Raw genomic sequence first — 13,269 nt, 5'->3', positions numbered from 1 at the left:
CTCGATCGTCTTGCTCGCAGAACTTCCTGTGCCCGCCAACTCAGCTTTCCGCCACCATGCACACACTGCTCGACTGGTTGCATCGCGTCCGCGACGTCCGCGGCATCATCGCCTGGGGCGGGTACGTGGGGCTGACGGCGATCATTTTCGCCGAGACAGGACTTTTGGTCGGATTCTTCCTGCCGGGCGATTCGCTGATCGTGACCGCCGGACTCCTCGCGGCCACCACCGGCGTGTTCAACGTGTGGCTGCTCGGACTCCTGTTGACGGTAGCGTCGATCATCGGCAACCAGGTCGGCTACGTGGTCGGCGCCGCGACGGGCCCCCGGCTCTTCAAGCGCGAAGACTCGCTGCTCTTCAACAAGAAGCATCTGTATCGCGCGCACGATTTCTACGAACGGCGCGGCGCCGCGACGATCGTCATCGCGCGGTTCATGCCGATCATTCGCACGTTCGTTCCTGTCGTGGCCGGCATGGCGCAAATGGATCACCGGCGATATGCGCTGTACAACGTCATCGGCGGCGTCGCGTGGATCTGGAGCATGCTGTTCATCGGCTACTTCCTGGGGCGCTACATTCCGGGAGTCGACCAGCATATCGAGAGTGTGATCGCGATCGTCGTGTTGCTCTCGATCTCGCCTGGCATCATCGGGTGGTACAGAGCAAGGAGAGCCTAATGGCGTTCACGCTGCCTGCATTGCCGTATGCGAACGACGCGCTCGAGCCGCACATCGACGCGCGCACGATGGAGATTCACCACACCAAGCATCACCAGGCCTACGTCAACAATCTCAATGCCGCCATTGAGAAGTCGCCCGATTTGGCGAGCAAATCGCTCGACGACTTGATGCGCGGCATCAACTCGGTTCCGGAAGCGGTGCGCACCGCGGTGCGGAACAACGGCGGCGGCCACTGGAATCACAGCTTGTTTTGGCAGTTGATGGGACCCGGCAAGGGCGGCGAGCCGACAGGCAAGCTCGCCGACGGGATCAAATCGGCGTTCGGCGATTTCACGAAGTTCAAAGAGCAGTTCGCGGCAGCGGGCGCGGGACGGTTCGGCTCAGGATGGGCGTGGCTCCTCAACGACGGCGGCAAGCTCTCGATCACGAGCACGCCGAACCAGGACAACCCGCTCATGGAAGGCAAGAACGCGATTCTCGGACTCGACGTCTGGGAGCACGCCTACTACCTCAAGTACCAGAACCGCCGGCCCGACTACATCACGGCCTGGTGGAACGTCGTCAACTGGGACGCGGTCGCGGATCGATATCGCTGAGCGACGAACAAACGACAGTGGCTAGCTGTGGGCACAACGCCCATCGCTAGCCACTTTTCTGTCCGCGTCTGGCATTTGTCGCGAGCGTTTTCTCCGATTCATCGATCGCTCACGGCGTTCCGGTGAACACCACGCCGCCTCGCATCACGAACGTCACTTTCCTGATCGCGGCGATGTCTCGCGACGGATCGCCGCGCACGGCGATGAGGTCGGCCTCGTAGCCCGGTGCGACCGTTCCGATCGTCGCGCCCAACCCCAGCGCTGCCGCTGTCGCCGACGTCGCGGACGTGATCGCGTCCATCGGATTCTGACCCGCCTTCACTCGGCAGAGCAATTCCTCGGCGTTCCGCCCGTGAGCCAGCGCGACCGCGTCGGTGCCGAAAATGATCTTCAGTCCCGGGGTGCCCAGGGCCTTCTTGAACATCGCCGTGGCCGTGGGAATCGCCTGGCCGAGCAGCATGAAGGTCGAGTCCGTGTATCCGGAGCGCGCGTACACGTCGCGATGGTCGATGTAGTTCTGAAAAACCAGGCAAACCTGGGGATCGAAGATCGTTCCTTGCTCCGCCATGAGCGTCAGCTCGGCCTGCGTCGCGAACGTGCCGTGTTCGATCTCGGTACAGCCGGCGAGCGTGGCGGCGCGCACGCTGCCGGCACTGATCGCGTGGACGACCGAGCGAAGTCCCTGCGCCTTCGCTTCGCCGCAGATCGCGGCGAGTTGTTCATCGGACAGCGTCTGTGCCCCGCCCGCGCCGAGTCCCGCCGACGCGAACAGCTTGATGACGTCGGCGCCGCGCGCCTTGAGCGACCGCACGAGGGCGCGCAGCGAATCGGGGGACGGTCTGGTGTTGCTCAGCTGCGTGATCGACGTGAGAATCCTCGGCCCGGGGATCTGCCAGCGCGCGACCGCGTCGCGCAGCTCGAGGTCCTCGGCCCCGCCTACGCTCTGGATCGTCGTGAATCCGGCCATCAGCGTCGCGTCGAGATTCCCGGCACGCGCGAGCACGGACTGCGTCGGGGTATCTCCGTCGCGGCCATTGTGCAGCGCGCCCTGCCCGTTGATGTACCACCCGGGGTGGACGTGGGCGTCGATGAGCCCCGGGAGCAGCGTCGCGTCGCCGAGCTCGTACGTGGCCTGGACGCCGCGGCCGGTCGCCGGCGCCACATTCGTGATTTTGCCTTCGCTCACCGTGACGACCACGTTCTCGGTCTCTTTCCCGCGGCCGTCGATCATTCGCGCCGCGTGAATCGTGGTGACCGTCGAGCGGGTCGGGGCGAACGACGAATTCTGCGCGTCGGCGATCGACGGTGCCGTGAGCGCGATTCCGGCGGCAAATGACAGAGCTCTCATCGACGGTTGCCGGTTGAGTCCGATCAGGGCAATCCCGGATTTCGGCAACCGACGCCAGGTGTCGGCACCGAAACTGCCCCTTTGGTCCAACAACGAGGGAGTTTTCGAGCAGCTTGCTTCAGCTCGCTCTCCGAGGAGGCATAAACATATGACACGTGTTGCGATTGGCGTCAGATGCGCGATTTGCGCGGGCATGCTCGCTGGCTGCATGCAAAGCGAATCGCGAACGCAATCAGCTGCCGGCGACATCGCCGTCGATTCGCTGTCGGCGACGCGGACGGTGCTCCTCCGCGTGCAGAACAACTATCCTGCGAAAGTTCGGGTCTACACGGTGATGGGCGGCCAGCCCAACGAGGTGGCGAGCGTCGCGACCAAGGGCGTGCGCACCATCGTGCTCGATCCGAACCTGTTTCCCTATCCATCGATTTCGTTCGAGGTCCGGCCCGAGGACAGCCACATGATCAAACGGCTCGGGCCGTTCAAGCTCAACAAGGGCGAGACGGCTGAGCTGGTCCTGACGCCGGACATCAATCTGTCCCACGTCGACATTCACCACTCCGCACCATAAGTAAAAAGACCGGCTGAGGCCGGGGAAAAGAGGTCCGCGAGTCGCGCCACAACAGTGGCCGCGGCTCGTCGGGCCGCGCCCGCCCGCACAGTGACCGCGGCGCTGTCGAATGCGCGTCGCGGGCATTGAACCTGCCCTTTTGTCCCGATGGTGGCAGTCGAGCGGTGCGCTTCACCAGGCCGCTCGAAGGAGGGAGGCATGAGCCCCATGCGAATACTGGTCGCGAGCATCGCGCTCTCGGCGGTGCACGCCTGTACGCAGCAGAACACGCGGACGGCGGCCGGCGACATCGACGTCGGCGCCACGACATCGCGGACCGTACTGATCCGCGTGCAGAACAATTACCCGACTCGCGTCCAGGTCTTTTCGATCGTTGGGAACAATCGCAACGAGCTCGTGAACCTGGCGAGCGACGGTTTCGGAACCGTCGCACTCGACGCGAACTCGTTCCCCGGCACATCCTTCTCGCTCGAGATCGTGCCCGCGACCGGCCCCTCGAAACAGATCGGACCATTCCGGCTCAGTCGGGGCCAAACCGCCAACCTCATCGTGACGCCCAACCTCGACTCGGCCCGCGTCGAAATCCGTCCCACGGTGCCGTAACGGGAAGCAGGAGAGAAGGAGCAACGAATGACTCGACGATCGATCGGCGCCGCCGTGGCGGCTGCCATGGTGTTTTTCGCCGCGTGCGCGCACGAGAGCGGCATTCGGTCGCAAACGGCAGCCGGACAGTTGGCGTTCGATACGCTGCAGACGCCGCCGCAGGCGGCCGTCGTGCTTCGCGTGCAGAACGATTTCCCGACGGCGGTGAAGGTCTACGCCGAAGCGAACGAGGACACGAGCGAGGTCGCCACGGTGGCCGGCGGCACGACGCAAACCGTCGGGCTGGGTACCGATTTCTTCCGTTATTCGCTCACGACATTCGAGGTCCGGCCGGTGGGCGATACCGGATCGACGCTACTCGGCCCGCTGAGCCTCAACAAAGGCGACCGCGTGAGGATCGTCGTCGCGCCGACGCTCGGTACATCGCACGTGTACCAGAACGGAAACTGGTAGCTACTGCGGGCTACTGCGCGGCCTCGCCCTCGAGGTACGTGTAGCCTTCGAGTCCGGCGACGTAGTCGGCGATGAACGTATTCGCCTCCTGCCGCGAAATGTGCTTCGCGGCGGCGACCTTCCGCCTGAACGTCTGCAGGAGATCCGGCGCGCGGAACTGGACGTAGTTCAGCACCTCCGTCACCGTGTCGCCGTGCACGAGATCCGTGACGTCGTATCCGCCGTTGTTCGCGAGGCGAATGTGCACCGCGTTCGTGTCGCCGAAGAGATTGTGCAGGTCGCCCAGGATCTCCTGGTACGCGCCGGTCAGGAACACGCCGAGCATGTACGGCTCGCCGTCGTGGAACTCGTGGAGCTCGAGGCTCGCGTTGGCCGAGGTCTCGCCGGCGAACCGGTCGATCTTGCCATCCGAGTCGCACGTCACGTCCTGAAGCGTTCCCCGGCGGTTCGGTTCTTCGTTCAGCCGGTGAATCGGCATGATCGGGAAGACGTGATCGATCGCCCAGCTGTCGGGCAGCGACTGGAAGAGCGAGAAGTTGCAGAAGTACCGGTCGACGAGCGTCGAATCGAGATCGGCGATGATGTCGGCGAAGTCGGCACCTTTGCGCAGGACCGACTTGGCGAGCACGTTCGCCGTGGCGAAATAGATCTGCTCGGCCAACGCGCGCTCGCGCAGCGTGAACACCCCGCTGTTGAACAGCTCCTGCGCGCGCTCCTTGTCGAACGTCATGTCGTGGTAGATCTCGCGCACGCGTCGCTTGGACACGGTCTTGCGCGACGCGTCGCGATGGTCGGCGAGCATCTCGTGCAGCAGCTGATGATCGTCCTCGGTCAGCTCCGGCACGGGTCGATCGGCCTGCGACTCGACGTCGATGACCTTGATGAGCAGCAATGCGTGGTGCGCGGTGAGCGCGCGCCCCGACTCGCTGATGACGTGCGGCATGGGCACTTCGTGTTCCCTGCACGCCTCCGCCAACGTGTAGACGACGTCGTTCGCGTACTCTTGCAGCGAGTAGTTCACGCTCGCGTCGGCCGTCGAGTTGGTGCCGTCGTAGTCGACGCCCAGGCCGCCGCCCACGTCCACGTGCGTGATGTCGAGGCCAAGGTTCCGGAGTTCGACGTAGAACCGCGTCAGTTCCGTGAGCCCGAGCTTGATGAAGCGAATGTCGGTGATCTGCGATCCGAGATGGAAGTGGATCAGCTTGATGATGTCGAGTCTGTTGGCGGCGCGGAGCTTGTCGATCGCCTGCATCAGCTGCGCGGAGTTGAGTCCGAACTTCGACTTCTCGCCGCCGCTCTCCTTCCAGCGGCCGAATCCGCGCGACGCGAGCTTGATGCGGACGCCGGCGGTCGGCGTCACACCCATCTCGTCGGCGACCTGGAGCAGCACGTCGATCTCGCTGAGCTGCTCGATGACGATGAACACCTGGTGCCCGAGCTTTTGGCCCATCAGGGCGAGGCGCATGAACTCCTCGTCCTTGTAGCCGTTGCAGACGATCAGGTGCTCGGTGTCTTCGGCGAGGCCGAGAATCGCCTGGAGCTCGGGCTTGCTCCCGCATTCGAGTCCCACGCGGCGACCCTTGCCGAATTCGACGATCTCTTCGACGACGTGGCGCTGCTGGTTGACCTTGATCGGGTAGACGGTCGTGTATCCGCCCGTGTAGCCGAATTCCTCGCGCGCCTGCTCGAACCGCGTCGTCAGGTCCTCGATGCGCGAACGCAGGATGTCCGAGAAGCGCAACAACACGGGGAGTGCGATCCCCTGCTCCTCGAGATCGTTCGTGATCTCGTAGAGGTCCACGGTGTGGTCGGGACGATCCTTGTCCGGCCGCACGATGACGTGGCCTTGGTCGTTCACGTCGAAAAACCCGGCGCCCCACCCTTCGATCCTGTAAAGCGCGCGAGCGGCGTCGATCGACCAGCCCGCGCCGGTGGACGTCGTCTCGGCGCCGGAAGCGCCGGCCGCCGGCGCCGCGCCGTTCGCGGGCGCGGCCGATCCGGTCGGAGCGTCTGTTACGCGAGTGGTGGTAGCCATGCGCCGAAAATAATCGAATTCATCACGGGTAGAGACGACTGACCCGCCATCCGTTACCGTCCCGTTCGTACACGTCGCGAATGTGCAGCCGGTTGGGGCGTCCTTTCCAGAACTCGATGCGAGTCGGAACGACGCGGAATCCGGACCATTGCGGCGGTCGAGGCACGGGTCCCCCGGCGAAACGCTTCTCCATCTCGGCGACGCGAGCCTCGAGATCGCCCTCGTGCTCGATCGCTCGGCTCTGCCGCGACGCCCACGCGCCAATCTGGCTTCCACGCGCGCGCGACGCGAAGTACTCGTCCGCCTCCTGGTCCGTCACCGGAGCAGCGGCGCCCTCGACGCGGACCTGCACCTCCATCGGCTGCCAGTGAAAGCAGAGCGCGGCGCGGCGAGTCGCGAGCAGCTCGCGCCCCTTGCGGCTCTCGTGGTTCGTGTAGAACACGAATCCGCGCTCGTCGACGTGTTTGAGCAGAACGATCCGCAGGCTCGGCGCGCCGCGCTCGTCCACCGTGGCGAGGGCGAACGCCGTCGGCTCCGGCAGGAGGTCGCGAGGCAGGTTCTTGGCTTCTTCGAAAAGCGCCGCGAATCGCGTGAACGGATCGGGGCCGGCGGTCTGCGACGGGGGAGGCCCGGTCATCCGATGGCGCGCTTGAAGAAGCTCCGCGTGCCCAGCGTCCAGAAGAACGCCGAGATGATGAGGAGCGCCACGACGACGACGACCAGCGGCATATGCGGGACGGCCGGGGTGAGCGCGCCCCGCATTCCCTCGGCTACGTACACCATGGGGTTCACGAGCACGATGTACTTGAGGACCGGAATCACGTCGAGCCCGCGCCACGGGTAGTACGCGCACCCGAAGAACAGCATCGGGGCGATGATGACGCTGAACATCAGTCCGATCTGCTGCGGCGCGATGGCGGTGCCCAGCCACATGCCGAGCGACGAGAAGGCGAGCGACCCGAGGAGGATCACGACGACGACTTCGCCGCCATGGGACAGCGTGAGGGCCGGGATCGGGCCCATCACGAGCCGCGCGATCGGAAGCACGAACGCCGCGGCGATGAATCCCTGCAGCATCGCCGACACGATCTTCTCGGCGGCGATCACGAGCGTCGGCACCGGTGCGAGCAGTCGGTCCTCGATCTCCTTGGTCCAGCCGAAATCTTGAACCATCGGCAGCGCGACCGACTGAATCGCCGAGAGGCTGAGGCTCACGGCGAGAATTCCCGGCAGCAGCGCGGTCTGATAGCCCTTGCCGACGAAGCTCATCTTCGGCAGCAGGTAGCCGAACACGACGAGAAAGAGAAGCGGCTGCATCGTCGTGCGCACGAGGAAGAACACCAGCTCCTTCCGCGCGACGCGGAGATCCCGGCGCAATAGCGCGAAGAACACCGACCAAACGGAGGCCTGGTGCTCCTCGACGCCCGGTGGATGGCGCGCGTCGGTGGCGGCGCCCCCGGCGACGACGTCGACGGCGCTCAATCGAGTTTCCTCCCGGTGCGAGACACGAACAGCGTCTCGAGGCTCGGCTCGATGAGCGTGATGTTCGCGACGGAAGTGCCGCGCTCTTCGACCGCCTGAATCACGGGCGAGACCACGCGTCCGCCGCGATCGCTGAACACACGGAGCAGCCTTCCCTGCGGTTCGGCGCGGAGCACGCCCTCGACGGCGCGGACCTCGTCCACCACGCCGTTCGCGTCGCCGGAGAGCGTGACCTCGATGAGCGTGCCGCCCGGCGCGCGCTGCTTGAGCGCGGCGGGTGTGTCCAGCTCGAGCAGCTCGCCGCGATCGACGATCGCGACGCGGTCGCACAGCTTGTCCGCCTCTTCCATGTAATGCGTCGTCATGACGATCGTGCGTCCCTCGCCGTGCAGTTCGCGGAGGATGTCCCAGAGCGCGAGGCGCGTCTGCGGGTCGAGCCCCACCGTCGGTTCGTCGAGAAAGATGACGCGCGGCTCGTGGATCAGCGCGCGAGCGATCATGAGCCGCTGCTGCTGGCCGCCGGACATCTCGTCGACCTTGGCATTCGCCTTGTCGGCGATCCCGAGCTGCTCGAGCAGTTGCATCGCGCGAGGCAGAGAATGCGACGAGCCGATGCCGAAGTACGCGGCGTGGAACTGGAGGTTCTCGATCACGTTCAGACTGCGGTCGGGATTCGGGCGCTGCGGCACGACGCCGATGCGGCGGCGCACGCGCACCGGATCCGTGCCGACGTCCGCGCCGCCGACGAGCGCGGTGCCCGACGTCGGGCGCACACGCGTGGTGAGAATGCCGATCGTCGTCGTTTTGCCGGCGCCGTTCGGGCCGAGCAGCCCGAAGAATTCGCCTTCGTAAACGGCGAGGTCGAGTCCTTTGAGGGCGACGATCTCGGCGCGAGGCCATGCGCCGGACGGTGTGGCGGTCGGCGGACCGCCGGGTCCGCCGATGCCGGGCATCGCCCCCGCGCCCCGCCGCTTCGGGGCGGCGGGCGCGGGATACACCTTACGCAACGCTCGGGTCTCGATCGCGGGCATTGAACGAACTTAAGCCCGGGCCGGCCCTCGCCGCGAATCTCTACTGCTTCTTCACTTCCGGCTGAATGCCCGCCTGAACCGGAGCGGGGCCGAGCTGATCCTTGCCCTTCGCGACGTACGGGATGCCGTGCACCATCCAGTCGGGCGCCGGTGTGCCTTTCAGCTTGTTGTCGAAGAACTGCTGCATGCGCATCGCGATGTCTTTCTGGTTCGCGCGGCTGGCCGGGTTGTGCACGTCGTTGTTGTAATCGATGAAATAGACTTCTTTGCCAAGCCGGCGCATGTTGACGAAGAACTCGATGCCCTGGTACCACGGCACGGCGTCGTCGGCGTCGTTGTTCATGATGAACAAGGGCGTCGTGATCCGGTCGAGATAGAAGAGCGGCGAGTTCTGCATGTAGAGCTGCGGGGCCTCGACGAGCGGCTTGCCGATGCGGCTCTGGCCGACCTCATACTGTCCTTCGCGCGAGATCCCCGTGCCCCAGCGGATGCCCCCGTAGGCGCTCGTCATGTTGACGACCGGCGCGCCGGCCATGGCCGCGGCGAACATATGCGTCTGCGTAATGGTGTACGCCGTCTGATAGCCTCCCCACGACTGCCCCTGGATACCCAGGTGCTTCTCGTCGACGAAGCCGCGCCGCTCGAGCGATTCGACGCCGGAGACGATCGACCGCACCGCGCTCTGGCCCGGGAAGCCCGTCTCGTAGACGATGTCCGGCTCAAAAACGAGGTACCCATTCGACACATAGTGGGTAGGATTGATCACGTTGCGGCCGGTGGGCGGCACGTAGCTGTACAGATTGTTCGACAGGATCTCGTAGAAGTACGCGATCAGCGGATACTTCTTGTTCGGATCGAAGTTTTCCGGTTTGTACAGAATGCCTTTGAGCTCGACGCCGTCGGCGCTGCGCCAACGCACGAGCTCCGCCGAACCCCAGTTGTAGTCCTTCTGCTGCGGATTCGCGTCCGAGATCTTCGTCAGGTTCGTGAGCGACGGGCCGACCCACAGGTTCGGGAACTCGGTGAACGTGCTCTTCGTGATCATCCACTCGTCGGCGTTCGCCGCTTTGACCGGCGTGCCGTAGGCGAGATCCGACATCACGATCTTTTCGGGCTCTTTCTTCGTGCCGAGCTGCGTGCGGTAGAAACCGCTGGCCATCGTTTCCTGGTTGACGGCATGGAGCATGAGCGGCTCGGCCGGGTCGATCACACCGCGATCTTCTCCGCCCGGCGCGGCGCCTCCACGGCCGCCGCCACCGCCGCGGCCACCGCGGCCACCGCCCGCGATTTCGACGCGGAACTGGATCGAGTTCTTTCGGCCCACCGAGTCGGTCACCACGGTGGCCGGCTTGGCGCCCGTCGGATCGAACTCCCAGACGTCGTAGCGGTCGTTGATCAGGACGGACTTGTCGCCTTTCGTCCACGCGGCGACTCCCCACGCCGGCGGCTCGTTCGGATGGTCGTCCGTCTCGTTGTCGAAGTGGACGCCCTTCAGGCTTCCCGTAAGGTCGACGAGCTTGCTGGTCGCCGTATTGTAGGTGTACCAGTGCTTCTTGTCATAGAAGATCACGAACTTGGCATCGGGCGAGAGCTGCGCGTTGCCATTGATCTTCTCGCGGATCAGGTGACGCGCGTTCGTCGAGGGATCGATGACGTAGACGTCGGAGCCGCCGTCGCCCCACATCTGCTCGATCATGTAGCGCTCGCGCGAGCTCGCGACGGCGATCTTACCATCCTCGGAGACGCTCACCGTGGGGATCGAGTCGTCGGCGAGCTGGACCACTTTCTTCGTCGACGCGAAGTAGATCGCTTGGTAGGACTTGTTCCGGTCGCGCTGCGCGTTGATGCGCTGCGTCGGCTGGAGCACGGGATCCTTGTAATGCCACAGGTCGAACACGGCTTTGCCGACGAGGGAATCCGCCGGCACCGAGTCGATCGGCGGCGGGGCGACGTTGAACGTGATCGCCGTGCCGCTGCGCGTGAACGCCAGCGGTCCGTTGTCGGCGATGTGCATGCCGGGCGTCACCTGCGACGGGTTCACGATCGCCTGCGCGGCGCCGCCCTTGGTGGACGCCTGGTAGAGCGTGTAACGCGCCGGCGTCTCGTGACCGAACGAGTCGTGATCCGAGAGGAACAGCAGCTGCGTGCCGGTCCGATCGAACGTCGGCGCTTTGTAGTCGCCACGTCCCGCGAGCAGCGTCGTCGTCGCGCCCCCCATCGTGCGGAGGAACGCGCCGTCCTTCGTCGAGTCGCGCGAGACGATCGTGTAGGCCATCACCTTGGCGCTGTCGTCGAACGCGAACGCGAGCACGTCGGCCAAACGCTCTTCGGCGCCACTCGCGAGGTTGCGAAGCACGAGCGGCGTTCCGAACTGGCGACGATTGCTCGGCGCACCACCACCGCCACCTCTGCCGCCGCGGCCACGGCCGCCACCGCCGGCGGCATTCGCCGCACCGCGCGCTGACGAGTCGCCCGGAGTCGTGCTGTCGGGCTCGGGCACGTAGGCGAGCCACGTCCCGTTCGAGCGCGCGAGTCGGAACGACCGCACTCCGTTGATCGTGGTGACTTTGCCGTCGGGCAGACTCACGATGGCGAGCGACTGCCGATTGGTCGCCGCCGCGCCGCGTCCGCGACCCGCTCGCTCGACCTCCGCCTGCGAGGCCTGCGTGCTGACGATGACGAAACGGCTGTCGGCCGTGATCTGCGCAGGCGACGCGTTGGGGCCGACGGGGTCTCCCTCACCGGTACCGCCGGCCGGACCTCGCAAACCGCCAGGGACATTGTTCGGCCGACCGAGGTAGCCACGCGGAACGCGAAATTCCGTCGTGCCGCTGGTCGAGCGGATCACGAGCTCGCCGTCGCCGACCTGTGGAATGAGCGTGTACACCGCCCACTTTCCGTCGTTGGAGAGCAGCGGGGCGTTGATCGACTTCCATTTGTCCCAGTCTGCTTGCGTCAGCGCCTTCTTTTGTGCCTGCGCCGCTGGAACCAAGGCGAGCGCGGCGGTGAGCAGAGCTGCGAGCCGAGTGTATCTCATGGGGACGGGGGACTGGGGACGGTCGGAATGAAGGGGTGGGACTTCGCTCTATGTCTACGACACGCGCCCTCGGCGCGTTGCCATTTGGTGTCAGAACGTGAAGCTGGCGACGGGATACCGGCCCGGCGCCCGCGTGACGAGGCCGAGAACGCCGAGCCCAGGCCCAATGCGAAGGCGCGATGAGGAGCGATTGACGGGAACGATCTCCCCTGCCCTCCGAAAATTTGTGCTTCCGAAGACCAGCGACATGCCCAGTGTCGCGCCGGCCGCGGCCGACCCTGAGATGACCGAGCCGTTGTCGGTCTGTGCGATCAGCGGAATGGCCAAGCCCATGACGGCTCCCGCGACCGCGCCGATCGTGACGAGATTGGCGTCGGAGGTCGTGAGGTCGAACGGCCGCGCGATCGCCCCATCGCCGATGAGAAGTCCCGCGACGTAGGACGAGCCCAGCGCGACGCCGGTCAGGCGAGGGCTCGGATGACTGCCGCCGATCAATGCTCCGCCGACGAGCGCGCCGACCAGACCCGCGGTCTGCATGGCGTTCACGTCACCGGCGGTCACGCCGTACGACGCCATGCGCGGATACTGGAGACCAATCACATAGCCGAGCGGTTCACTCGCCGCGACGATTGCGGCCATTCCTCGGCCTTGCGCGCCCGCGGCCGCGCCGACGGCCCACGCCGACGCCGCCGTTCCTTCGATGCCGAGCGTCGACGAATGCGCTTCGGCGTCGGTCAGATGGCGGCCGAGGCCAATGCCCGCGATCGTCCCCGCGAGCGCCGAGCCGAGCGCGATGGCGCGCACGCCGCGATCACCGTTTCCCGTCGCGGCGTATCCCACGCCGAGCCCCGCCGCCCCGGCCGCGACCCCGAGGTTCGCGGATAGGTCGCCCTGAGCGCGCGTGATCTGGCCGCTCTGCGCCGCACCGTACGAGATGAAAAACGCGGCGCCCGTAGTGAGCACGTACGTGGCGCCCGCGACGGAGCCGTCGTCGCTGAGCGAAGCCGCGAGCGGCGCGTATCCCAACGCGGTGAGAGCCGTGATCTTTCGCGCGTACCCATTCCCAGCCGGTTCCGATGGCTCAGCGCCGACCTGACCGATAGGCCGGCCCGACGTCGCCATGGCCGCGTCGATCGCCGTGCCGAGTGCCGCACGCTGCGCTTCTGTCAGTTCATAGCGCTTGAGTGAACCGGTTGGGAGCAGCGCGACGAGAACGAATCCCCCCGTCGACGAGGCATAGAGATGCACGTCGCGATACTCATCGCGCACGGGCCACGTCGGATCGGCGAGATGCAAACGCTCGGCAAGCGCGGGCGTGATGACCAACACGCGGTGGGCGCTGTCGAACGGAACCGGAGTTTCGGTCGTCTGCGCACCCGCGCGAGAGAGAGCGACGAGCGCAAGACAGAACCCGAAGATGCGACGCATCGCTGAAT

General features: G+C 65.7%; 12 protein-coding genes. 5 read left to right on the top strand and 7 right to left on the bottom strand.

Annotated features, from left to right (window positions below; translation table 11 throughout):
• The first annotated feature begins 56 nt into the window (after positions 1-56).
• A complete protein-coding gene (locus VGQ44_05700; protein HEV8446290.1) occupies positions 57-677 on the top strand; it encodes a VTT domain-containing protein in 621 nt (206 codons plus the stop codon).
• Entirely contained in the window at positions 677-1,276 is a 600-nt protein-coding gene (locus VGQ44_05695) for a superoxide dismutase (GenBank protein ID HEV8446289.1), read from the top strand. The genes VGQ44_05700 and VGQ44_05695 overlap by 1 nt, the downstream gene beginning before the upstream one ends.
• 109 nt (positions 1,277-1,385) lie before the next feature.
• Here the strand turns inward: VGQ44_05695 and VGQ44_05690 are convergent, their stop codons facing one another.
• The gene (locus tag VGQ44_05690; protein HEV8446288.1) at positions 1,386-2,624 is read right to left on the bottom strand and encodes an amidohydrolase family protein; all 1,239 of its coding nucleotides are present in this window, start codon (positions 2,622-2,624) and stop codon (positions 1,386-1,388) included.
• Positions 2,625-2,832: 208 nt separating this feature from the next.
• Here VGQ44_05690 and VGQ44_05685 point away from each other — a divergent pair, with 208 nt between their 5' ends.
• From VGQ44_05685 to VGQ44_05675, 3 genes are all read left to right on the top strand, one after another.
• Positions 2,833-3,192 (top strand): hypothetical protein, encoded by a 360-nt coding sequence (locus VGQ44_05685; protein ID HEV8446287.1) that lies wholly within the window; start codon positions 2,833-2,835, stop codon positions 3,190-3,192.
• Positions 3,193-3,390: 198 nt separating this feature from the next.
• Positions 3,391-3,795 carry a hypothetical protein gene (locus VGQ44_05680; GenBank protein ID HEV8446286.1) on the top strand — a complete coding sequence of 135 codons (405 nt, stop codon included), beginning with the start codon at positions 3,391-3,393 and terminating at the stop codon, positions 3,793-3,795.
• A 27-nt stretch (positions 3,796-3,822) separates the two neighbouring features.
• Complete coding sequence (locus VGQ44_05675) at positions 3,823-4,248, top strand: hypothetical protein (GenBank protein ID HEV8446285.1); 426 nt, start codon at positions 3,823-3,825, stop codon at positions 4,246-4,248.
• A gap of 10 nt (positions 4,249-4,258) precedes the next feature.
• Here VGQ44_05675 and speA read toward each other — a convergent pair whose 3' ends face one another.
• From speA to VGQ44_05645, 6 genes are all read right to left on the bottom strand, one after another.
• The gene (gene speA, locus VGQ44_05670; GenBank protein ID HEV8446284.1) at positions 4,259-6,283 is read right to left on the bottom strand and encodes a biosynthetic arginine decarboxylase; all 2,025 of its coding nucleotides are present in this window, start codon (positions 6,281-6,283) and stop codon (positions 4,259-4,261) included.
• A 22-nt stretch (positions 6,284-6,305) separates the two neighbouring features.
• Entirely contained in the window at positions 6,306-6,920 is a 615-nt protein-coding gene (gene pdxH / locus VGQ44_05665) for a pyridoxamine 5'-phosphate oxidase (protein ID HEV8446283.1), read from the bottom strand.
• Positions 6,917-7,765, bottom strand: a complete 849-nt coding sequence (locus VGQ44_05660; protein HEV8446282.1) for an ABC transporter permease — start codon at positions 7,763-7,765, stop codon at positions 6,917-6,919. Before VGQ44_05660 ends, pdxH begins: the two co-directional genes overlap by 4 nt.
• Positions 7,762-8,796 carry an ABC transporter ATP-binding protein gene (locus tag VGQ44_05655; GenBank protein HEV8446281.1) on the bottom strand — a complete coding sequence of 345 codons (1,035 nt, stop codon included), beginning with the start codon at positions 8,794-8,796 and terminating at the stop codon, positions 7,762-7,764. The genes VGQ44_05660 and VGQ44_05655 overlap by 4 nt, the downstream gene beginning before the upstream one ends.
• 40 nt (positions 8,797-8,836) lie before the next feature.
• Complete coding sequence (locus VGQ44_05650) at positions 8,837-11,833, bottom strand: prolyl oligopeptidase family serine peptidase (protein ID HEV8446280.1); 2,997 nt, start codon at positions 11,831-11,833, stop codon at positions 8,837-8,839.
• A 90-nt stretch (positions 11,834-11,923) separates the two neighbouring features.
• Positions 11,924-13,261, bottom strand: coding sequence for a hypothetical protein (locus VGQ44_05645; protein HEV8446279.1), 1,338 nt, complete (start codon positions 13,259-13,261; stop codon positions 11,924-11,926).
• Positions 13,262-13,269 lie beyond the last annotated feature (8 nt).

The organism is Gemmatimonadaceae bacterium (assembly GCA_036003045.1).
In the GTDB taxonomy this organism is placed as follows: domain Bacteria; phylum Gemmatimonadota; class Gemmatimonadetes; order Gemmatimonadales; family Gemmatimonadaceae; genus JAQBQB01.
This window is presented reverse-complemented; position numbering and strand designations above follow the sequence as displayed.

Excerpts from the sequence above, each read along its gene's own strand:
- VGQ44_05700 (HEV8446290.1), top strand. The coding sequence starts at position 57 with ATGCACACACTGCTCGACTGGTTGCATCGCGTCCGCGACGTCCGCGGC.
- VGQ44_05695 (HEV8446289.1), top strand. The coding sequence starts at position 677 with ATGGCGTTCACGCTGCCTGCATTGCCGTATGCGAACGACGCGCTCGAG.
- VGQ44_05690 (HEV8446288.1), bottom strand. The coding sequence starts at position 2,624 with ATGAGAGCTCTGTCATTTGCCGCCGGAATCGCGCTCACGGCACCGTCG.
- VGQ44_05685 (HEV8446287.1), top strand. The coding sequence starts at position 2,833 with ATGCAAAGCGAATCGCGAACGCAATCAGCTGCCGGCGACATCGCCGTC.
- VGQ44_05680 (HEV8446286.1), top strand. The coding sequence starts at position 3,391 with ATGAGCCCCATGCGAATACTGGTCGCGAGCATCGCGCTCTCGGCGGTG.
- VGQ44_05675 (HEV8446285.1), top strand. The coding sequence starts at position 3,823 with ATGACTCGACGATCGATCGGCGCCGCCGTGGCGGCTGCCATGGTGTTT.
- speA (HEV8446284.1), bottom strand. The coding sequence starts at position 6,283 with ATGGCTACCACCACTCGCGTAACAGACGCTCCGACCGGATCGGCCGCG.
- pdxH (HEV8446283.1), bottom strand. The coding sequence starts at position 6,920 with ATGACCGGGCCTCCCCCGTCGCAGACCGCCGGCCCCGATCCGTTCACG.
- VGQ44_05655 (HEV8446281.1), bottom strand. The coding sequence starts at position 8,796 with ATGCCCGCGATCGAGACCCGAGCGTTGCGTAAGGTGTATCCCGCGCCC.
- VGQ44_05650 (HEV8446280.1), bottom strand. The coding sequence starts at position 11,833 with ATGAGATACACTCGGCTCGCAGCTCTGCTCACCGCCGCGCTCGCCTTG.
- VGQ44_05645 (HEV8446279.1), bottom strand. The coding sequence starts at position 13,261 with ATGCGTCGCATCTTCGGGTTCTGTCTTGCGCTCGTCGCTCTCTCTCGC.